Raw genomic sequence first — 20,292 nt, forward strand, 5'->3', positions numbered from 1 at the left:
GGAAAGAAGTTCTTTCCATGGCTTTCTGTTTTGTAAAAAAACTTTTACCGCTGCTGGTATTGGTAGATGACCACCAGGCCATAGGGCATACCGGCATCGGTCTTTGGCAGATTGATGGGGTTATGAATGGTAAAGCCGCCCAACCGCAGCAGGTTTTCACAGCCGGTCTGGGTGAAATGCTGGGTGGATACATAGATATAGACGCAGTTTTTGTCCGGATAGCGGACGATTTCGTCTTCCTCAAAGGCATTGGGAATCTCACCTTTGCCGGTAGCTACGCAGTAAAAGGCAAAGACTTCATCGGTGTCCAGAAAAGGCACCATGAAATTGGATGTGGATTTCCCGGAAGCATCGGAAGAACTGTCAAGGTCAGCCGTGTTTGGCTGCACATCGCCCTGGCTGGACTCTGTGCTGTCGGTCTCCGGCCCGTTTGTCACATTGGATGCGCCTTGGGAAGATTCGGAAGGCTCCAGGGAAGCGGGGACTTCCTCTGTTCGGGGTGTGGAAGAATTTGTCTCACTGTCTGCCGGTACTGTCTGGCTGCGGCCCTCCATCTGCAAACCGGAAGAGCCGGTTTCATTGGCTCCGGCTGTTATGCCGTATTGGGAGACATCCCCGGTATCCTCTGCCTGATCCTGGGCATCGGCCGGCGTTTGCAGGTCGGTTTCGGTCTCCGGATTGCTTTCCTGGTTCAGGGAATCCTGGGTGCTGCCCGTTGCCGCCTGGCCGGTGGTATCCTCCATTGCGCCGCCGGAATAGACGCCATCCTGGGGAAAGAGATAGTCCCCCATGGTGCGGAAAAATCCCTGCTGCAATGTGAGCACCAGCAGAGCGGCGCAGGCCGCCAGCATGCCGAAAGAGCGAAGATAGGATTGGCTTCGCTTTTGAGGGGTGCGGCGCACAGCGCCCATGATATGCTCATGGAGGGAGGCCGGCGGCTGCTTCTGCATATGCCGCATTTCAAAGGCGATGATCTTCAAAGCGTCAAAACGATTGCGGCAGGAGGGGCAGGATTCCAGGTGCTCCAGAAGATCGGAGATCTGGGAAGCGGGCAGGTCACCGTCCAGATACCGGTTCATTTGTTGGATGTATTTTTCACAGCCCGTCATGGTTTCCCTCCTTTCTTCCCTTTAGACTTTTTCTTTCCGAAAAAGTTCCCTGTTTCGGTGAGTTTGATCCGCAGTTTTTCTCGGGCCCGGGAAATACGGGATTTCACCGTGCCCTCTTCCAGATCCAGGCTGTTTGCAATCTCCTCGTAACTCAGCCCCAACACATCCCGCATCACCAGGATCTCCCGGTGATCGGGGGAAAGCTGGTGCAGGCTTTCTTCGATCTGGCGGCGCATCTCCTTTTGCTCCATCACATTTTCTGGGTGATAGCGCAGGTCGGGAACCTCCAGGGTGTAGTCCTCTTCTTCACCCTCCTGGGAAAGGGAGACTTCCATCCGACTGCCTTTTTTCCGCAGGAAATCCTTGCAGGCGTTGGAGGTCACCCGGTAGAGCCAGGTGGAAAACCGGCTTTCTCCGCTGAATTGGGGCAGGAAGCGGTAGACCCGCAGGAATACTTCCTGGCAGATGTCCATGGCGTCCTGTTCGCTGCCTACATAGTGATAGGCCAGGCTGTATACTTTTTGCTCGTATTCGGTGACCAGGGCTTCAAAAGCCCGGTGATCTCCCTGTTTGGCCCTGCTGATGACCATATGCTCATTCACAGGCGTCCCTCCTTCCCCCGTTGTTTTATCCCAGCTGCTCTTCCATTTTCCGGCATAGCGCCCGGAACTGGGCCAGGGTGTTGACATGACTGAACTCCAGTTTAAAGGGTTTGGCACCCCGCACGCCCTTGAGATACCACAGAATATGCTTGCGGGCCTCGGGCATGGCCCGGCTTTCCCCCTTCCGCTGGCACATCAGAGCAATGTGCTCGTCCATCAGGGCGATTTTCTCCGAAAGGGCAGGTTCCTTTTCCGGGGGAAGGCCCTCCAGGGCCCGTTTCATCCGGCGGAAGACCTGGGGGTCCCCCTGGGCGCCGCGGGCCACCATGACGAAGTCGGCGCCCCCCTGCAAAGCACGCTGGGCGTCTTCCGGGGTGAACATATCTCCGCTGGCGATCACCGGGATGCTCAGGGCTTCCTTCACCCGCAAAACGGCAGAGAGATCGCTTTTTCCCGCATACATCTGCTGCCGTGTGCGGCCGTGGACGCACACGGCATCCACGCCGCAGGCCTGGGCCATGCGGCCAAATTCCACACAGGTGTCCTCATCTGCTTCATAGCCCTTGCGGAATTTCACTGTCAGCGGCACCTGCACCGCCTGGCGCACCGCCCGGATCAGCTTTTCCGCCTGGGGAATGTTGCGCATCAGCGCGCTGCCCTCTCCGTTGCCGGTGATCTTGGGCATGGGACAGCCCATGTTGATGTCCACAAAATCGGCTCCGGAAATTTCCAGGGCCAGCTGGGCCGCCTGGGCGCAGACCTCCGGCTCGGAACCAAAGATCTGCACGCCGCAGGGATGTTCCTCCGGAGCGATGAACAGCAGCTGGCGGCTCTTTTTGTCCTGATAAAGCAAGGCCTTGGCACTGACCATTTCGGTATAGCATCCCGCCGCGCCCTCTTTACGGCAGATGGAGCGGAAGGCCGAATCGGTGACCCCGGCCATGGGGCCCAGCAAAAGAGGGGTTTCGAAAGAGATATTTCCTATGGATGGCACGCGAAACTCTCCTTTGTCTGCAAAAATTCTCCCAGTACCTGCTGGGCGAGGCCGTTATAATAATCCAGAGTGATGGGACTGTCATACTTTTTCACCGCGTGGAGAGAGATCAGATCCTGGGTGTAATCCTCCAGAGGATAGACCCGGTAGTTTTTGCCTCCGTTTTCAAAATGGGTGATGATGGGCAGAACTCCCGGAGCCAGGGTTTCCACGGTGCCGTCTGTGCGGCGGTGAACGGTCAGGCTGAGCATGCCACCCAGCATGGTTTCCTTGGTGTTCTGGGAAGAGACGAAATTGCCCAGGGAGTAGATGCAGAAGGTCTGGCCTCCGTCGGCCCGGGTAAGCCACTGGGCATTTTCCAGCACATGGGGATGGTGCCCCAGAATCAGGTCGGCTCCCTGGTCACAGACAAACTGGGCCAGCTCCTGCTGCTCCTGGGTGGGCTCCAGCAGGTATTCGGTGCCCCAGTGCATGGAGATCACCAGATAATCGCACTGGGGACGCAGAGCGGCCATATCCTGGGCGATCTTGTCTTTGTCAATGAGAGAAACGGCATATTCCTTCCCCTCCGGGATGGGGATGCCGTTGGTGCCGTATGTATAGCCCAAAAAGCCAAAGGTGATGCCGTTCCTCTCCAGAATGCAGGGCTGGGCCGCCTCTTCCGGCGTGGAAAAGGCGCCGATCACCGGCATATTCCGGGCTTTCCAGGCGCTGAGGGTATTCATCAGCCCGTCGATCCCCTTGTCCAGAGAGTGGTTGGAGGCTTCGTTGACAATGTCAAAACCGCAGTCCACAATGGCGTCGGCGGCCTGCTGGGGTGCGTCCAGGCTGGGATAGCGGCCCACGGTGCCGTTGAGGGGCACTTCCTGGTTGAGAAAGGCGATGTCGGCGCTTTGGATCAGGTCCTTTACCGGCTGATAGACCGGGGTGAAATCATAGCTGCCGTCGCTTTGCTGGGCATCCCAGGAAATGGTGTTGTGGAGCAGATTGTCCCCCACGGCCACCAGCGTGGCGGAGGCTTCTTCCACCGGTTCCGGCTGCTGAGGGAGCGGCTCCTCCTGCTCTTCCTGCTGTTCTTCCTGGGGAGAAGCACTGTTTTCCGAAGGGACCTTCTGAAGGGCGCACCCGGCAAAAACGGCCAGGGATAAAAGCAGCGCCATCAGGCGCAGAAAATTTTTCTGTTTCATCTTTTCTCCTTTTTTCGATGGTTTTCCTTCTTCTATTGTATTCAATCTTCCGGAAAAGTGCAAATGGTATTCACAGATTTTTCCCCAAAACAAAGAAAAACCCCGGAGGGAAATTGTCCCTCCGGGGTCAAGACGGCCAAAACCATTCATTGCTCCTGTTTTTCAAAAAAGCATCGTGCCCAGCATCCACAATCCCCCGGCAGAAGCCATACCGGCGGCAAAGGCCGCAGGGACTTTGATGCGCTGGAGTTTTTGTGCAGGGGCGTAACAGCCGGTCAGCCTTTGGGCTTCCTGCAAAAGCTGCCCCTGGGTCATGCCTCCCTTTTCGCTTTCGGCCACGATGAAGATGGCCTGTTCAAAATGCTGTGTGTCGGCGGGGCGAACGATCACGGCCCGACGAGCTGCGCCTTTCACCATCTGTCATTCCTCCTTCACGCCATGGCGTCTTTTTTTAGTGTGGCCCCATCATGGCATCTTTATACCGGTTCCTTGGGGATATGCCGGATGGAGATCACCAGCGCCGTGCGGTCATCCAGAGGACGCTCTCCCTGTTCTGCGGCCTGGATGACTTCCTGGGCCAGGGCCTGGGGGGAGGGCAGACGGCGGCAGGCATCCAAAAGCCATTGACCGTCGATGGGCTCGGCTGCACCATCGCTGAGCATGACGATGGTGCAGGTATCTTTCAGCTGAAAATATTCCGGCTCCGGCGGACTTTCGCCTCCTTCCAGACCGGCAGGCAAGGCCCGGGAAGAAAATTTCCGGGCCCGTCCCCCGGACAAAAGCCAGGTGGGGGCGGCGCCGTACTTGGTCACGGCGCCCCGGCCGGAATACAGATCGATTTCCAGCAGATCCAGGGTGACAAAGCCCCTCTCTTCCAGACGGGCCGAGAGCATAGGGGTCACAGCACGGGCACTTTCCCACAGGGAGCAGCCCGCCTGGGCAAAGCGGGAAAGGAGAGACAGGGTTTCCAGGCTCACCTGGGCGGCGCCTTCTCCCGAACCCATGCCGTCGGCCAGCATGGTCAGGTGGCGGCCGTCGTCGGTAGTAAGATCCATGTATTGGTCGCCGTTTACCGTCTCCCCCTCTTTTTTCCGCTGGGCCATTGCCACAGAAACGGCAAACTGCTGCCGCTCCACACACCGCACCAGAGTGCCTTTGTCTTCCTCCACCGGCTCCGGCGGGCAGAAATCCCGGCCCAGAGCCAGGGAGAGGCTGCGGACAAAAGCACTATGATCTTCGGGCAGATCTTCCGGGGCGGCCACCCGCACTTCGCAGCGCATCCGCCCCTGGTTTGTGTAAAGAGCCACAGCAGGCCGGCGGAAATAGGCTTCGGCCACGCTTTTGGCCCGGTTTTCCAAAGCGGGGTAGTATTCCGGTCCCTCCAGCAGAGTGGCCCCCATATCCCGCAGCAGCCCGCCCACCCCTTCGTATTGCCGACGCAGCAGCTTGCGGTTTTCTCCCTGGCGGGCCAGTTCGCCCCGGCGGCGCAGCAGGGCGGCGTATTCCAGGCTCACCGCCTGGGCAAACCGATGGATCTCCAGACACCGGGCGGCAAAGTAGGCAGGAAAATCTTCTGCTTCGATCTTGCCTTTTTTCCGCAAGGGCTGGGTCACATCGTTCATCACCCCCATGGTGGACACATACTCTTTGTCCCAACAGGCCTCCCGCACCGGACAGAACCGGCATACCTTGTCGGCGCTTCGGCGGAATACCTGGGTGATGTCCTCCTGGTTTTTTACCGGCACATCGGTGAGACTGAGGGCCAGGGCTTCCAAAGCCCGGGAGGCCTGGCGCAGCTTCTGCTGGGCGTATTTTCCCATCTGTCCCGGGCCGGCCGGGGCAAAGGACTGGGCTTCGCCATTTCCCAAGGAGCTTTTCACCCGGGCCAGCAGCCCGTCGGGAAGCACCAGGAAAAATACCGAGGCGCAGAAGCACTCATAAAGGCCGGAGGCCGCCTGGGGGGAGCGGATGGCCCAGAGGGTGGCGGCGCAGTGGGCCAGTACAAAGGCCACACCAAAGCCCAACCGGCCTTTTTTCCGGCACAGCCCGCCGATCAGCCCGGCCACCCCATACAGGCCGGTAAAGTGCAGCTCCATGCCGCCGGAAAGATCAAAGGCTGCGCCAAAGGCCACTCCCGCTCCAGCGCCTCCGGCTCCGGGAGCACAATAGGCCGCCGTCATCACAGCCAGCAGGCCGATGGCCCGGGCCGGGGAGAGGGTGTGAAACACCCGCCAGGGCTCCAGAGCCAAGAGAAAGGAGAGCAGCAGCGCTCCCTGTCCGGCCAGCAGCAGAGCCTGTCCCTTTCCGGGAGAAGGAGAAGGCCGGGCTGCAAGGCTATATAGATAAACCATGGCGCCGCACACTCCGGCTTCTCCCAGAAGGAGGGCCAGGCCCTCAGGGGTAAATTGAGTCATGAGCAGGGCGCTGCCGGTGCACAAAAGAGTGAAGGCGGTGCACAAAGGCATCAGAGGGCGCAGACCGTCGGAGCCAGTGCTGGAAAAGACCAGAGCACAGGCGGCACACACCAAAAGGGAGGCGCAGTAGTGAAGACCATTGCTGCCCAAGGTAAGAGCATATCCTGCAAAGGCTCCCAATATGGCGCCGAAGCCCCACTTCCCGCCGCAGAAGGCCGCGCCGAAGGCCAGGGCAAAGGGATGGGCCTGGCCGAAAAGAGCAGCCGATGTAAAAACATACCCGCCCCCGGCCAGGATTCCTTGGCACACCGCCCATCGCAGCCGTGGGTCCGCACCCCACCGGCGAAGCTTGTCCCCCAGGGGAAGGGCTCTTTCCGCCCGTTTTCGTTTTTCCATGTCCATCCCTCCGCTTTTTCCGGTTTTGCTCTCATTATACCGGCTTTTCTTTGCGGAAAAGGTTGAAAAAGGGGCTTTGGGAAAGTGACGCAGTCTGGCGTTGTTTCCGTCCTTTTTTTGCTCTGTGGCATATAACCGGATGTTGCGGGATTGCTTGGCGAGGGAGCGCAGCTGGAAGAACAGATCAAAAAAGGCCCTCCCTTCTGGGAAGAGCCTCAGACTGTCAAAAAACTTGTTCGATGGAGGGGAACCATTTGCCCTGCCCCTCATTCATCCGTAAAAACCGGCGACCGGTGCGTCGGTTTTTACACTTCTCAAGGGGCAAGTGTGCGCCATGGCCGTGCACGCAGACCCTTGCAAAACTCGCAAAAGTGGCCTGGGCCACTTTTGCGATACGCTGCTCTCCCTTTTGGGGAGAGCCTTTTTGAAAGTGCTTCATGATATGGCGATGCCGCCATCCACCGCCAGCACCTGGCCGGTGATGAAACTGGCATCCTCCTGGGAAAGAAAAAGGGCGGCCCCCGCCACTTCCTCCGGCGTTCCCAGGCGGCAGAGGGGCGTTTCATCAGCCAGGATCTGCCGGTCCTCCTGGGTCAGATTGCCGTTCATCTGGGTATGGATCACCCCAGGAGCAATGCAGTTGACCCGCACGCCGGAGGGGCCCAGTTCCTTGGCCAGAGCTTTTGTCAGGCCGATGACTCCCGCCTTGGCGGCTGAATAGGCCGCCTCGCAGCTGCCGCCTGTCAGGCCCCACATGGAGGAAATGGTGAGGATGCTGCCCTTTTGCCGGCGAATCATGGAGGGAATGGCCCGGCGGCAGCAGTAAAAGACCCCGTCCAGATCCACCCCCATCACCCGACGCCAGTCCTCATCGGTCATATCGCTTAGAAGACCCTGATAGGCCACTCCAGCGTTGCATACCAGGGCATCCACCGGCCCCAGAACCTGCTCCATGTGGGAAAACAGGGCTTCCACTTGTCCGGAGTCGGCCACATCGGCTTTGAAACCCAGACCGGAAAGCCCCCGGCTTTTCAGCTCTTGCTCCAGGGCCAGGGATTGCTCCTTTTCCTTCCGGTAGCACCAGGCCACCTGCCAGCCGGCCTGGGCAAAGGCCAGCACACAGGCCCGGCCAATACCCCGGCTGCCGCCGGTGATGAGGGTGGTTTTCATGGTTTCCATCTCCTTTCAAATTGACGGCGGGAAAGGGTGTATTCCCAGCCTGCCTGCCATTGCCCTTCCCGGAGAAAAAGCCCCGGGCGGGGCTCTTTTTGCCGTCTCATGCCCAGCTTCTCAAGAAGAGCGATGCTGGGCTCATTGGAAAAGCCGCAGAAAGCCACGGCCTGCCTCATCTGCTGATTTGCAAACCCATACCGGAGCAGCCCACGGCAGCTTTCCAGAGCATAGCCATGGCCCCAATGGGCGGGGTGAAAGGCATAGCTCAGCTTCCGCACCCCTTTGCCCCGTTCGGGAAGAGGGCAAAGACGCAGCTGGCCCACCAGGGGGACTTCCTGGTCTCCCAGACAACAGGCCCGGATGTCCCCGGCCTTCTCCCACAGCAGGCTGAGATGGATGCATTCCTCCAGACTTTCCGCCCTTCCCCACTCCCGGAGTACCGCCTCCTGGTTCAGAAGCTGCCAAAGCTCCTGCCCATCGGTGAGGCGAAAGGGCCGCAGGGTCAGGCGTGGGAGGGTGATGATTTCCATGTTACGATTCCTGGTTGGGGGTGGAAGGGGCAGAAGAGGGCTTTCTCCGTCTTCTTCTGCGGCGGCGCTTGGGCGCCTGGGACGGCTCCCCTTCCGGCTGCTTTTCTGTGGGGGCGGAAGCCTGCTCTCCGGCGGGGGCGGGCTTTTCTTCCTTCTTGCTCCGGCGGGGGGCTTTGGGAGTGACGCCGCTGCCCTTTTTCCGGGGCCGGGGCGGATTTTTCGGTTGATTGGGGTCGGGCACATAGCTCCCCAGGGGATAGGGATTGTCGTAATCGATGTCCAGCAATTTGTCGATGACCATTTCCACATCCCGCAAAATGGCCTTTTCCTCTTCGTCGCAGAAGGAGATGGCAGTGCCCGCCGCGCCGGCCCGGCCGGTGCGCCCGATGCGGTGCACATAGGTCTCCGGTTCCGAGGGCATATCGTAGTTGATCACATAGGGCATTTCCTCAATGTCAATGCCCCGGGCGGCAATGTCGGTGGCTACCAGAACCTGGATTTTCCAGTCTTTGAAATTTTGCAGCGCACGCTGACGGTTGTTCTGGGTTTTGTCCCCGTGGATGGCCTGGGCGGTGATGCCCTCCCGGTTCAGCTGGCGCACCACCCGGTCGGCCCCATGCTTGGTGCGCACAAACACCAGAGCCTGGGGAATGGGCAGCGTGTGGATCAGATGGGCCAGCAGTTTGGATTTGTTGCCCTTGTCCACCAGGTAGACCCGCTGGGCGATCAGCTCCACCGGACGGGACACCGGGGAGACATTGATCTCCACAGGGCTGTGGAGCAATTTCTGAGCCAGCCGGGCGATTTCCGGAGGCATGGTGGCGGAAAACAGCATGGTTTGCCGGTTCTGGGGAAGCTTGCCGGTGATGCGGCGTACATCGGGCAAAAAGCCCATGTCCAGCATCCGGTCGGCCTCATCCAGCACATAGTATTCCGTGTGTTTCAGGGAAATGAAGCCCTGGCCCATCAGGTCCAGCAGCCGTCCCGGGGTGGCGATGAGAACATCCACACCTTCTTTCAGCTGCTGGGTCTGGGGATTCTGGGAGACGCCGCCGAAGATGACACAGCACCGCAGGGGCAGATGCTTGCCGTAGTCCAGGAAGTTTTCGTGGATTTGCAGAGCCAGTTCCCGGGTGGGGGTCAGGATCAGCGCCCGGATCTGATGCTTGTAGTCCCAGCTGGCAAAAAGCTTTTGCAGAATGGGCAGGGCAAAAGCGGCGGTTTTGCCGGTGCCCGTCTGGGCGCAGCCCAGAAGATCCTGGCCGGAAAGCAGGGCGGGAATGGCCTGCTGCTGAATGGGAGTGGGGGCCGTGTAGCCCTTTTCCTCTATGGCCTGGAGGATTTCCGGCGCCAGGTCAAATTCTTTAAATTCCATTTGTTTTTTTACCAATCTTTCTTTTGATATTTTTGAATGATGCCCCCTTTCCCATGGTGGAAAAGGGGGCAGTATTTCAGCCTTCTATGGTATAGTATACCGGATTTTTTTTCTTTCAGCAAGAAGCCGCCGTTACAGGTTGATGAGCACCATGGCGCACAGGGTCAGAAGTGCAGCGGCCTGCTCGGTTTTTTTCAGCTTTTCCCGGAAAAACAGCAGGCTTCCCAGCAGGATCACCGCCACAGAGCCGGCGCTGTACACCGGGAACACCACAGCGGCGGGCAGCGCCGCCAGAGCCCGCAGCAGGAAGAAGGGGCAGAGCAGATTGGGCACGCCGATGCATACCCCCAGAAAAATGGAAAATTTATCCCAGCGGGGCCGCTTCTGCACCAGTGTCCGCAGACTGAGCAGAAGCGCCACCAGGAAGATCACCAAAAGGAAATGGTTCTGGTAATCGGAAAGGCCATAGCGCTCATAGATCTTGGTCATAAACTCGGCCAGTCCGGAAAAGAGGAAGGTAAGCAGCAGCCACAGCATACCGCCGCTTTTTCGTTCGCCTCCCAGATTGCAAAGCACAATAGAACCCAAGGCCAGCAGGATGCCCACCCATTTCATGGGAGTGGGATATTCCTTCCAGGCCACCACCGATACCAGCATAGGCAGCAGGATGCCCAGCTTGCTGAACATTCCCGCAAGGGAAGCGCCGCTTTGGTGAATGGCCCGCTGGTAGGCGAGAAAACTCACCAGATACAGCCCGCCGGTAAAGCATCCCAGCCAGATGGCCAAAGCCATGCTGCCTTCCGGGGTTTTTCCGCTGAGGGAGCCCAGGAAGGCCGACAGGTCAGGAAGGAACAGATCCGGTCCTTGATAAAGCACCATGGCCCCGGAACACATAGCCGCCGTCAGATAATTGACGGTGGTGATGACGCTGCCGCTGGCCCCCACCCGGGCAGCCACCTTGAACAAAAGGGCGATGGAGGCGCTGGAGCACACCGCCAAAAGCAAATAAAACATTCTCCCCCACTCTCTCTTTTTCTTATTTTTCCCCGGCCTGTTTGGTCTGGGAGATAAAATTTTCCATTGTACTTCGGGTCAGCGTGCCGGTGGCATAGCCATAGACCTTTCCCTCCGGGGTGATCATAAAAGTGGTGGGAAAGGCAGAGACGCCGTATTGCAGGAAAACCTGGCCGGTCTCATCCATGGCGGTGGGATAGGTGTATCCTCCCTCCTGAAGAAAGGCCGCCACTTCCTCTGTGGTCACATCGGAATTTTGAGGCCGGGAGGGAGTCTTGGGATTGGCCACGCCCAGAATCACCACATCTTCCTGATTTTTGCCGTAATCCTCGTACACCGCCTGAAGATCGGGCATTTCCATTTTACAGGGACCGCACCAGGTGGCCCAGAAGTTGAGCAATACCACTTTCCCCTTGTAGTCAGACAGGGTATGGCGCACGCCATTTTGATCGGTGAGGGTAAAATCCGGGGCAGCGGGAAGTTCCCGAGCAGCAGAATCCTGGTTTTCTTTCTCCTCTTCTGCCGCATTTCCGGCCTCCTCTTCTTTTTCCTGTTCCTGGGATGCAGCCTGCTGCTGGGTCTGGGATGTGCTGCTGCCGGTGAAGGAAGAAAGATAGCCGGTGATGCCGTTCATGAAGCCGGTGAGGGTCATCACACCCAGCAGGATCATGAGCACAGCGCCGATCTTCACCGAATAGGCCATCACTTTTCCGTGGCGCTTGAAAAACTCCAGCACCCGGGAGGTGAAAAGACCCACCAGGAGAAAGGGGATGACAAAGCCCAGGGTATAGACTCCGATGAGAAGATAGCCGGAGGCAGGAGAAGCGGCGGTGGAGACCATCAGAAGCACGCTGGCCAGGGCCGGGCCCACACAGGGGGTCCAGGCAAAGCTGAAAGTGAAGCCCAGAAGCCAGGCCACAAAAGGGTTCATGGGCAGTTTGTCCAGCCGGAGGTGAAACCGCTTTTCCTGCTCCAGTTTCTGGCTTTTGCCCAGGAAACCTGTTTGATAAATGCCCAGGAAGATCATGAGAATACCGCTGATGCGGGCAAAGAGCATCCGGTTTCCCGAGAAGAACCGGCCCAGGGCGGAAAAGCCCAGCCCCAGAGAAAAGAAGGCAAAGCTGACCCCCAGCACAAAGCAGAAGGTGTTGATCATCACCCTTCCCCGGGGATAGGAGAGGGCGCCGTCAGGCCCTGTCTTGGCCCCGCCTGCCAGATAACTTACATACAAAGGCACCAAGGGCAGCACGCAGGGAGAAAAGAAACTGAAAAGTCCCTGCAAAAATACCGTCAGTGCCGGGATCCCTGTTTCGATGGAAAGGTTCATAGCATTCCTCCAATGGAAGTTCTGTTGCTTGCGCTCTTACAGTGTACCAAAGGCCGGAGAAAAATCCTAGGGGGAGAAACAAAATTTTTCTTGCCAGTTGCCAGGACTGGCCTTCGGGAAGTTTGCTTATGGACATATAAAAGAAAAAAAGCCTGCCCTCTATGCGAGGGCAGGCCATATTTTATTTATCAGGAGGGCCGGTATACCGCACCCACAAAAAGGGGAAGACCGTCATTGCTGGTGATGACAAAAAGGAAAGGCCGATTAAGCACAAACTCCACTTCTTCTTCCGGGGGCATTCCGGCGCCTGCGGCCATGGTGGTGTAGGCCGCCGCAGCCACTCCCTCCTCATCGGCTTTCACCCGCACGCTGTGCTGGGCTTGGGTGAGACAAAGCCCTTCCTGGGAGGTGAGCGGGGAAAAATCAGCGGTATCCGGGGAGAGCACCTGGGTGATACCCAGCTTTTCCAGTTTATCCAGCAGGTCGGTCTGAAAGGAAATGTCTATCCTGGGCAATGTCAGGTGGACGGTGATGTCCTTCCCCTCTGGCCATGCCTGGGGCGCAGAGAGAAACGCCGCTGTCCGGGGGTCTTCCAGCAGCTGTTGGGGCGTTATCCCTTCGTCGGGAAGCACAAACCACATACTTCCCCCGCTGCTTTCCAAGGCTTTCCCCACGGCGGAAAAGTGATCTCCCCAGATATAGGTCCCCGTATAGGTGTCGTGCATCATCTGGGCGGGAAGTTCTTCCTCCAAGCCATAAAAGGTGCCGGAGGTGGTGCTGGATGGGTCAAATTCCTGTGCCCAAGGGGCTTTGAAATACACCGTGGTCACCAGGGCCAGCACATCCTGGGGGCTGAAGGAAATGTTTTTGGTCATCTGGGAGAGCAGGCCGCCGGTTTGCTCGTCGATCCAGCTGCCGATGGCCCGGTTCATTTTTTCCGTTCCCATTTTTCCCTGATAGGAAGAAGCATAATAGGTCTGGGCCAGCTGTTTGAGAGTATCCTCCTCCGCGGGGAGGCTTTCGTCCAGCCACAGGGAGCTGGCCAGAATGCTGGTCACCAGGCCGTCGTCCCGGTAGTGGGCTTCCCACACCTTCCGGGCCTGGGTGCGCAGGTCTTCCAGGGAATCATGCCCCAGTGCAGCCAGAATTTCCGCCCGGCTTTCTCCACCGGTGGTTTCGGCCAGCATCCCCAGAGCCATATACACATTCAAAGGGGAATACAGCTGGTTTTCTCCCTCTTCGTTTTGGAGAAACAGAGGGATGCTTTTTTGAAAAAATCCCTCCATCCCCTGCTCATAGCCCTCTTCCGGCTGAAGAGCCTGGAGAGATTCCTGCCAGGCATCCCATTTCCGGGAGGAGGCGCTGCCTTTGGGGTGGGAAGCCATCTGGGGATAATCGGCCTTTTGAAGGGCGTAGGCATCCGAAGGCGAGCGGCCCCGGAAAAAGAAAATGAAACCTGCGGCCAGGGCCAGAAAAAGGGCGCAGCCCATCAGGGCCAGTATCCGTTTCTTTGCAAGATTCATAGAGAACACCTCTTTTCTGATTTATTAGACGAAAAGGGAAGAGAAAAGTTCCCGGAAAAAAGTTGCCCCTCCGGAAAGCGGAGGGGCAGCATATTCAGATGATCTGGCGCAGGTCACGGTCGGCGATACGGGTGAGGATGGCCGCGGCCTCCGAGCGGAGAATGGGAGAAGCAGGCTGGTAGACCCGGCCTTTTTCGGTGATGCTTCCCACGATGATCCCCGCCTTCCCCAGCAGTCTGACCGCCTGGGGATTCTGGCAGGAAGAAATGTCCGCAAAAGAGATGTCCGGATTCCGCTCTTCCAGGGCGCTCTGGGGCAGCACCCGGCTGAACACCAGGGCAAACAGGTCCCGGTCGGCCGGGGCATTCATGGCATAATAGCGGTCGATCAGTCCGTTTTCCATGGCGTAGTCCACATATTTCTGATACCAGGGGCCGCTGCCGGTGCTGGGCAGATCGCTTTCGCCGGTGTGGTAGCGCAGATGGACCCGGCAGGCCAGGGCCAGCATTTCGGCCACTGTCAGCTGATTGCTGGGATAGAAGCGGCCTTTTTCGGCCCCCTGCATCAGCCCCAACCGGGTGGCGGAGCGCACATTGGCATAAAACCACTGATCGGAAACCACATCGCCATAGCCTTCCCAGGCCCAGTTGTCATAGACGAAGTTTTGCAGCAGGCCGGAGGGAAGCTCTTCCTCCTCTTCCTGGGAGACAAAATAAGCCGTGATGGTACAGGGGCCGGTGATCCCCTGGAAGATCAGGGTATCCCCTTCCCGGGTAAAGGCGAAGTTGGATTCCGCCCCATCCAGGATACAGCCGGAAATGGCCCCCTCCAGATTCATGCGGAAATTGGGGCTTTCATTTTCATATTCCCTCACATCGGTTTCTTTCCCATCCACATATACATGGAGGGTAACGGTGTAATCTACAACAGGGATTTTCTCCCAATGGGCATAGAGGGAAGATGGGGGCGTGGCGGGCACCGCATCTCCGGCAGAAACCCGCTGGGCGCTGGAGGAAGTGCCGGTATACCAGCCGGTGAAGATGTAGCCGTCCCGCACCGGTGTGGGGAGGGCCGGATAGGTTTTTCCCAGCGTCACCGAGATGAAACCGGGCGACACCGAGCCGCCGTTTCCGTTGAGAAGCACGGAAACAGGCTTGATGCTGGTTCCCAAGGTGGTGAAATACAAAGGCGCTCCGGCATATTCTTTCCCGTTCACCGTGACGAAAAAGACATACCGGTAGGTGGTGCCGGGCTGCAATGTGATGCCGCATTCCTCGTTCAAGTCGAACCAGATGTGGAACTTATCCAGGCTGTCCGACACATTGGTCACATTCATTTCAAATTCATCCACCAGATCGTTTTCCTGGTAGATGCGGATGCCGGCGGTGGACACATGGCTTCCGGCGGTCTTTTTGCACAGGATCACCGGGCAGGCATTGGTTTCGGTGACGAAATACTTGCTGGTGTAGTTGGGGTCGGTGGTGGAGAGAAATTTCACTTCCACCGGGGTCTCGGGCGTGGTCGTTCCCCCGGAAGAAAGATGGAGCACCTTTGCTCCCATATCACAATCCAGGGTGTGTTCGTAGGCGGTGTTCACGCTCAGGCGGTAGGGCTGGTTGTTCATAGCGGCGTTGTGGGCATAGAAGGTGGCCCGGCCTTTGCTGTCATAGCCGCCGCACAGCAGGATGTGAGGGCCTTTCTGATGGGTGTTGCACCACTGGAGCACCACATCGCCAGGGGCCAGGATGCTGCTGTTGTCCTTTTTGTAGGCATAGCCATCGGAGGCCAGGCGCAGCGTCTGACCGGATACGCCGGTGGCCTTGGAAATGGCGTTATAGCAGCTGGTGGTGGTTTTGATCACCGAGATGTTGGCGCCGCCTGCGATGGCGCACCGGGCCACAAACTCGGCGCACAGCCCCTGGCCGTCATTCCAGTGGGCCTTGGCGTAGGCCAGGGCTTTTTCCGCACTGTAAGAAGCGGCCCGGGCCGGGAGCCCTGGCAGAATCATGGGACAGAGCAGCAGAAGGGTCAGCAAAAAACAAAGGAAACGGATGCAAAGAGGTTTTCTGGTCATGTCGCATTCCTCCTTGGGTGTTGTGTGAAAAAACACCCTATTTCTTAACAATATCATACAGGATATTTCTGGAGGATGCAATTCCTATTGTGATTTTTGAAAAAAGAAAAGCGCCCGGAAAAGGGCGCTTTCAGCTTCTTGTTTTCTTTTTGGTGCCTTGGTCGGCCAGGGCCAGGATCTCCAGCTGTTTCAGAAGAAGTTCCTGGACCTTGTCCAGATATTGGGGAGGGATATGGGAAAGCTGCTCCGAAAGCTCCACTTTTTCTGTTTTTTCCTCCCAAAGCAGCCGGTCGGCGGAAATCCCCAGCACTTCGCAGATTCGCTTCAAAGTGGAAAGAGAAACCCCCACACTGCCTACTTCGCAATCATACAAAAACTTTGCACTGACACCCAGCAGCTCAGCAAATTTTTCGCGAGTATATCCATAGTGTTCTCGGTATGTGCGTATATTTTTGCCCACCGTGATGTTGATATCCTTTTTCACCAAGCCACCTCCGTCCTGCTTCTATTTTAAACAGAGGTATTACTGGACAAAACCAGTTATTACATATAATATAATTATATGTAATAGAGGTGATTTTATGGCATTGCCGGACAAGATGGCCTGCTTTACAGGGCACAGAGAATTGAAAGAAAGCCCAGAACTCCTATTCCATAAAGTGTTGGAAAAAACCGAACAGCTGATCCGGCAAGGGTATGTTTATTTTGCCGCAGGAGGCGCCCGGGGCTTTGACGCCATTGCGGCCCAGGCCGTGTTGAAGCTGGAAGAAAAATATCCGCACATCCGCCTGATCCTGGTTCTGCCTTTTCCCAGACCCTATGTGCGGGAGGGAGGATGGACCCAGGAGGACATCCGGCGGCACGAAGAGCAGAAAAAAAGAGCCTCCCAGGTAATCTATACCCGAAAGGCTTATGGTGTGGGCTGCTATTATCAAAGAAATCGTTACTTGGTGGATTTTTCTTCCGTCTGTCTGTGCTATCAATACAAAAACACCGGTGGGACGGCTTATACGGTAAGCTATGCCAGGGAAAAGGACGGAAGATCATTCCCATCTGAACAGAAAGCCTCAGGCCCTCACCAAAAGAGCCACCGTCTCGAGCGTTGTCCCAGATTCCAAGGGCAACTCTTTCACTTCCTGCCCATTCACAGGGACCGGGAAATTGAACACAATCTTCTTTATCCAGCTACCGTCTTTTCTCTTTTCCGGGAACATCTCAATTCGCTCGATAAAGGCTTTCATAAACTCTTTCTGTTCCGCTTCTGTTGCGGAATGGTAGACTTCATCAAATGCCAGTAAGAACCGATAAATGTTATCACCGGATATTTTCTCCTGCTGGATACTGCGTATCTGACTTTGCAATTCGCCAATAATAATATCCAAAAAGCACAAAACCGCTGCAACTTCCATCCTGCATGGGGATGAAAATTACAGCGGTTTTTATTGAAATGATCACACTTTCATAAATCCACAGCAACCGATTTCGGACATTTCTTTGAAACCCATAGATTTGTAAAATGCAATGGTTTTTTCTGTATTGTCCGTTGCCAACTCGATCTGTCGCACATAGTGGTACCTATCCAAAATGGCTTGCAGAAGTGCGGTGCCGATACCTTTTCGCTGATGCTCCGGGTACACCAAAATATCTTGAACAAACACAATGGTATGCCCATCGCCCACGGTGCGAATGATTCCAAGAAGTTGATCATTCTTGTAAGCTGCAAGGGTCAGCATAGAATTTTCAACCCCCTGCCGCAATACCTCTGGGTGGTCAGTATAGGCCGTCCAGCCTACACTTGCATACAGTCGTAGGATCTCCGGCTCGTTATATGTTTTGTATTCTCTAATTTCCATGTAAGTAACCTCTGTTTATAATTTCTCCTTCAATCGTTCCAATGCAAAAATTCTCTGGTTGGGCATCGGGAGTAACCAATTCTTCCTTTGTCAGCCATTCATCGAGCCATACACGGTATCCTTGTTCCCGTCCCCAAGCTGCGACCTCACGCATGACAGAAATTGCTGTATCTATTTCATCAAAATGAATCTCTAATTTGCCCATCACACTCACCATCAAATCAACCTAAAATATTCAAATGCTTCTCGGATTGCTTTCTCTTTTTCCGGCGGACACTGGGGTTGTCTGGAATCTTCGGATTTCGGCAGATTGTAATTCTTGCCAACTTCTATCCCACATTTCCCTTTAATCTGTGAGATATAGAGGTTGGACACCTTCAATCCGGTATGCTCCAAAACATACTCCTTAATCTGCGGATAGGTTGCCCCATCCTGAAATTCGGACATATCCATATCTTCCAAAGAGAACTCAACCCGAATCTTTTTCGACTCGACCTCTCCCTTGGAAAGCAAGACTACCGTCTCCACATTGGCGGTGCGGGGGAACAGATCAAAAGCCCGGACCTTTTCCAGGCGGTAGCCCCCGTCTGTCAGCTGGCGGATATCCCGGGCCATGGTGGCCGGGTCGCAGGAAACATAGACCACCCGGCGGGGATGCATGCGCAGCAGAATCTCCCGGGCCTTTTCGTCTAGGCCCTTCCGGGGAGGGTCCACCACCATCACTGTGGGACGGAATCCCTCTTCCAGAAGCTGCTGGGCCGCCTGTCCTGCATCGGCACACAGAAAGCGGGTGTTGGTAATGCCGTTTTGCCGGGCGTTTTCCCGGGCATCCTCCACAGCCTGGGGCACGATCTCCACCCCCACCGCTTCCCGGCAGTGCCGGGCCATCACCAGGGTAATGGTGCCCGTACCGCAATACAGATCCAGCAGAGTATCCTCAGGGGAAAAGGCGGCATATTCCACCGCCTGCTCATAGAGCCGCTGGGCCTGGGGCTGGTTGACCTGGTAAAAAGACAGAGGGGAAAGGGAAAACTCCACACCGCACAGGCTGTCTTTCAGCCGCCCTTCGCCCCAAAGGGTGCGGCATTCCTCCCCCAGCACCCGGTTGGTCTGACGGGTGTTTTTGTTCAGCACGATGCCCACCAGAGCGGGGCAGCTTTCCCGGCAAAGGGCGACGAGCTTTTCCGGCTGGGGCACCTTCCAGGAGGTGACCACCAATGTGAGCAAAGCGCCCTGCTTTCCGGTGCGCACATAGATATGGCGCAGAAGGCCCCGGCCGGTTTCTTCCTCGTAGATGGAAGCGCCGCAGCGTTCCGCCCACCGGAGCACCCCCTCTTTCAGCTGATCGGCCAGGGGGGATTGGATGGCACAGTTTTTCTGAGGGATCACCTGATGGCTGCGCCGCCGGTAAAAGCCGGCCGCCGGTCTCCCCTCTTCTATGGCGCAGGGGTACATGGCCTTGTTCCGGTAATGGAAGTTTTCGCCCCCCACGATTTCCAGCTCCGGAACACTCTGGCCACCCAGCCGCTCTAAGGCATCCTGCACCCGCTGGCGCTTGGCGAACAGCTCTTCTTCGTATTGCATGTGCCAGAAGTCGCAGCCGCCGCACTTGGGAAAGGCAGGACAATCTGGCTCCTGCCGGTGGGGAGAAGGCTCCAGCAGTTCTTCGATACGGGCGTAGGCTTTGTTTTTCAGGGCCTTGACGATGCGCAGACGGCACCGGTCTCCCCGCACGCCCCGTTCCACAAACACCACCTGGCCGTCCAGGCGGCATACTCCCATACCGCCGCTTTCATAGCCGGTGATGATTCCTTCGTGTATGCTGTTTTTTTCCAAACTCATGGCCGCAGTTCCTCCGTCAGATTGTCTCCCAGCTCTGTGAAGGGGATCTCGAAAAGCATGGGGCCTGAGGTGTAGGGCCCCAGGGCGTATTCCTGAAAGACCACCACCAGGCTTTCTTCGGTCAGGTACCAGTCCTCCTGCCACACATCCCCCATGGTCTCCTGATAGTTTTCGTAAAACAGGCCCGGCTGGGCTTCTTCCTGCTGCCTGGCCTGCTCCAAAGCCTGTTCCATCACCAGAGACCGGGGGTCTTCCGCGCCGGGGAGGATATCGGTCAGGGAGAGCAGATAGCAGTCCCCCTCCCGGAAAAGCCAGTTGTCCCCCATGATCTGAAGGGAGCCATGGACGCCGCCGGTGTATTGGCTCCGGTCCCGGCGGATGGAGAGGTAGCTGCCTTTGTTGCGCATGACGGCAAATTCCTCGTCCCACTGGAAATTGCCCAGGAAGTCCCCGGCCTGCTGCCGCTGGCGGGCCATGGGCAAAAGCTCTTCTGTGATGGACAGCAGGGCTTTTTCTTTATTGTTATCGTAGTAATTGCCAATGTTCATCATGGGCTCTCCCTGATAGAGCACCTGGGGAGAGGAAAGAGAATAGCGCAAAAGCAAAGTGCCGTCCTGGGCGTTCTCTTCTCCCGAGGACACATCCTCAGTCGCGGTGATGCCATTGTCCTGCTCTTGGGGATTTTCTTCCAGCTGGGGAGAATCTTCCTGGGGAGGCTCTTGCTGCTTTTGCAGCTCCTCCCGATGGCAGGCGCTGAGCAAAAAAAGAAGAAGAGCCAGGGCCGCCAGGATTTGTTTTTTCATGTTGTTCCGCCTTTCCGGGGTGGGGATGATGGGCTGTGTTTTCCCCGGCCCCCCGCAGGGGAGGGGAAAATGGCTG

At 56.9% G+C, this 20,292-nt stretch carries 19 protein-coding genes and 1 pseudogene; 1 reads left to right on the forward strand and 19 read right to left on the reverse strand.

Features of this window, described 5'->3' with window-relative positions; translation table 11 throughout:
- Positions 1-44 precede the first annotated feature (44 nt).
- The 14 genes from H6A25_RS02190 to H6A25_RS02255 all read right to left on the reverse strand — a co-directional run bounded on the left by H6A25_RS02190 (position 45) and on the right by H6A25_RS02255 (position 16,202).
- A complete protein-coding gene (locus tag H6A25_RS02190) occupies positions 45-1,109 on the reverse strand; it encodes an anti-sigma factor family protein (protein ID WP_204750383.1) in 1,065 nt (354 codons plus the stop codon).
- Positions 1,106-1,711, reverse strand: a complete 606-nt coding sequence (locus H6A25_RS02195) for a sigma-70 family RNA polymerase sigma factor (protein ID WP_204750384.1) — start codon at positions 1,709-1,711, stop codon at positions 1,106-1,108. The genes H6A25_RS02190 and H6A25_RS02195 overlap by 4 nt, the downstream gene beginning before the upstream one ends.
- A 25-nt stretch (positions 1,712-1,736) precedes the next feature.
- Positions 1,737-2,705: a tRNA dihydrouridine synthase DusB gene (gene dusB / locus H6A25_RS02200; protein ID WP_204750385.1), complete on the reverse strand. Its 969-nt coding sequence runs from the start codon at positions 2,703-2,705 to the stop codon at positions 1,737-1,739.
- Positions 2,693-3,892, reverse strand: a complete 1,200-nt coding sequence (locus tag H6A25_RS02205) for a CapA family protein (protein WP_204750386.1) — start codon at positions 3,890-3,892, stop codon at positions 2,693-2,695. Before H6A25_RS02205 ends, dusB begins: the two co-directional genes overlap by 13 nt.
- A 162-nt stretch (positions 3,893-4,054) precedes the next feature.
- Positions 4,055-4,309 carry a hypothetical protein gene (locus H6A25_RS02210; RefSeq protein ID WP_204750387.1) on the reverse strand — a complete coding sequence of 85 codons (255 nt, stop codon included), beginning with the start codon at positions 4,307-4,309 and terminating at the stop codon, positions 4,055-4,057.
- Positions 4,310-4,368: 59 nt separating this feature from the next.
- On the reverse strand, positions 4,369-6,702 hold the full coding sequence (locus H6A25_RS02215) for a SpoIIE family protein phosphatase (protein ID WP_204750388.1): 2,334 nt from the start codon (positions 6,700-6,702) through the stop codon (positions 4,369-4,371).
- 435 nt (positions 6,703-7,137) lie between these two features.
- Positions 7,138-7,872: an elongation factor P 5-aminopentanone reductase gene (gene ymfI, locus H6A25_RS02220; protein ID WP_345941569.1), complete on the reverse strand. Its 735-nt coding sequence runs from the start codon at positions 7,870-7,872 to the stop codon at positions 7,138-7,140.
- Entirely contained in the window at positions 7,869-8,405 is a 537-nt protein-coding gene (locus H6A25_RS02225) for a GNAT family N-acetyltransferase (RefSeq protein ID WP_204750390.1), read from the reverse strand. The genes ymfI and H6A25_RS02225 overlap by 4 nt, the downstream gene beginning before the upstream one ends.
- A gap of 1 nt (position 8,406) precedes the next feature.
- Positions 8,407-9,780 (reverse strand): DEAD/DEAH box helicase, encoded by a 1,374-nt coding sequence (locus H6A25_RS02230; RefSeq protein WP_204750391.1) that lies wholly within the window; start codon positions 9,778-9,780, stop codon positions 8,407-8,409.
- Positions 9,781-9,912: 132 nt separating this feature from the next.
- Positions 9,913-10,794 (reverse strand): EamA family transporter, encoded by an 882-nt coding sequence (locus H6A25_RS02235; RefSeq protein WP_204750392.1) that lies wholly within the window; start codon positions 10,792-10,794, stop codon positions 9,913-9,915.
- A 22-nt stretch (positions 10,795-10,816) separates the two neighbouring features.
- The gene (locus H6A25_RS02240; protein ID WP_204750393.1) at positions 10,817-12,121 is read right to left on the reverse strand and encodes a cytochrome c biogenesis protein/redoxin; all 1,305 of its coding nucleotides are present in this window, start codon (positions 12,119-12,121) and stop codon (positions 10,817-10,819) included.
- Positions 12,122-12,309: 188 nt separating this feature from the next.
- Positions 12,310-13,644 (reverse strand): serpin family protein, encoded by a 1,335-nt coding sequence (locus H6A25_RS02245; protein ID WP_204750394.1) that lies wholly within the window; start codon positions 13,642-13,644, stop codon positions 12,310-12,312.
- Positions 13,645-13,738: 94 nt separating this feature from the next.
- On the reverse strand, positions 13,739-15,718 hold the full coding sequence (locus H6A25_RS02250) for an S-layer homology domain-containing protein (protein ID WP_204750395.1): 1,980 nt from the start codon (positions 15,716-15,718) through the stop codon (positions 13,739-13,741).
- Positions 15,719-15,848: 130 nt separating this feature from the next.
- Positions 15,849-16,202, reverse strand: coding sequence for a helix-turn-helix domain-containing protein (locus H6A25_RS02255; RefSeq protein ID WP_204750396.1), 354 nt, complete (start codon positions 16,200-16,202; stop codon positions 15,849-15,851).
- A gap of 115 nt (positions 16,203-16,317) precedes the next feature.
- Between H6A25_RS02255 and H6A25_RS02260 the strand changes: the two are divergent.
- Positions 16,318-16,740, forward strand: a pseudogene (locus H6A25_RS02260) (SLOG family protein); the annotation flags it as partial.
- Between the two features lie 45 nt (positions 16,741-16,785).
- On the opposite strand, the gene H6A25_RS02265 reads toward H6A25_RS02260, so the two are convergent.
- From H6A25_RS02265 to H6A25_RS02285, 5 genes are read right to left on the reverse strand one after another with little or no spacing between them, the layout of a single operon-like run.
- The gene (locus H6A25_RS02265) at positions 16,786-17,127 is read right to left on the reverse strand and encodes a hypothetical protein (protein WP_275951869.1); all 342 of its coding nucleotides are present in this window, start codon (positions 17,125-17,127) and stop codon (positions 16,786-16,788) included.
- Positions 17,128-17,169: 42 nt separating this feature from the next.
- Entirely contained in the window at positions 17,170-17,571 is a 402-nt protein-coding gene (locus H6A25_RS02270; RefSeq protein WP_204750397.1) for a GNAT family N-acetyltransferase, read from the reverse strand.
- Positions 17,561-17,788, reverse strand: coding sequence for a hypothetical protein (locus H6A25_RS02275; RefSeq protein ID WP_204750398.1), 228 nt, complete (start codon positions 17,786-17,788; stop codon positions 17,561-17,563). The genes H6A25_RS02270 and H6A25_RS02275 overlap by 11 nt, the downstream gene beginning before the upstream one ends.
- Complete coding sequence (gene rlmD, locus H6A25_RS02280) at positions 17,788-19,413, reverse strand: 23S rRNA (uracil(1939)-C(5))-methyltransferase RlmD (RefSeq protein ID WP_204750399.1); 1,626 nt, start codon at positions 19,411-19,413, stop codon at positions 17,788-17,790. The genes H6A25_RS02275 and rlmD overlap by 1 nt, the downstream gene beginning before the upstream one ends.
- The gene (locus tag H6A25_RS02285; protein WP_204750400.1) at positions 19,410-20,216 is read right to left on the reverse strand and encodes a DUF3298 and DUF4163 domain-containing protein; all 807 of its coding nucleotides are present in this window, start codon (positions 20,214-20,216) and stop codon (positions 19,410-19,412) included. Before H6A25_RS02285 ends, rlmD begins: the two co-directional genes overlap by 4 nt.
- Between the last annotated feature and the right edge of the window lie 76 nt (positions 20,217-20,292).

The sequence above is a fragment of the Intestinimonas butyriciproducens genome (genome assembly GCF_016901775.1).
Lineage (GTDB): Bacteria > Bacillota > Clostridia > Oscillospirales > Butyricicoccaceae > Pseudobutyricicoccus.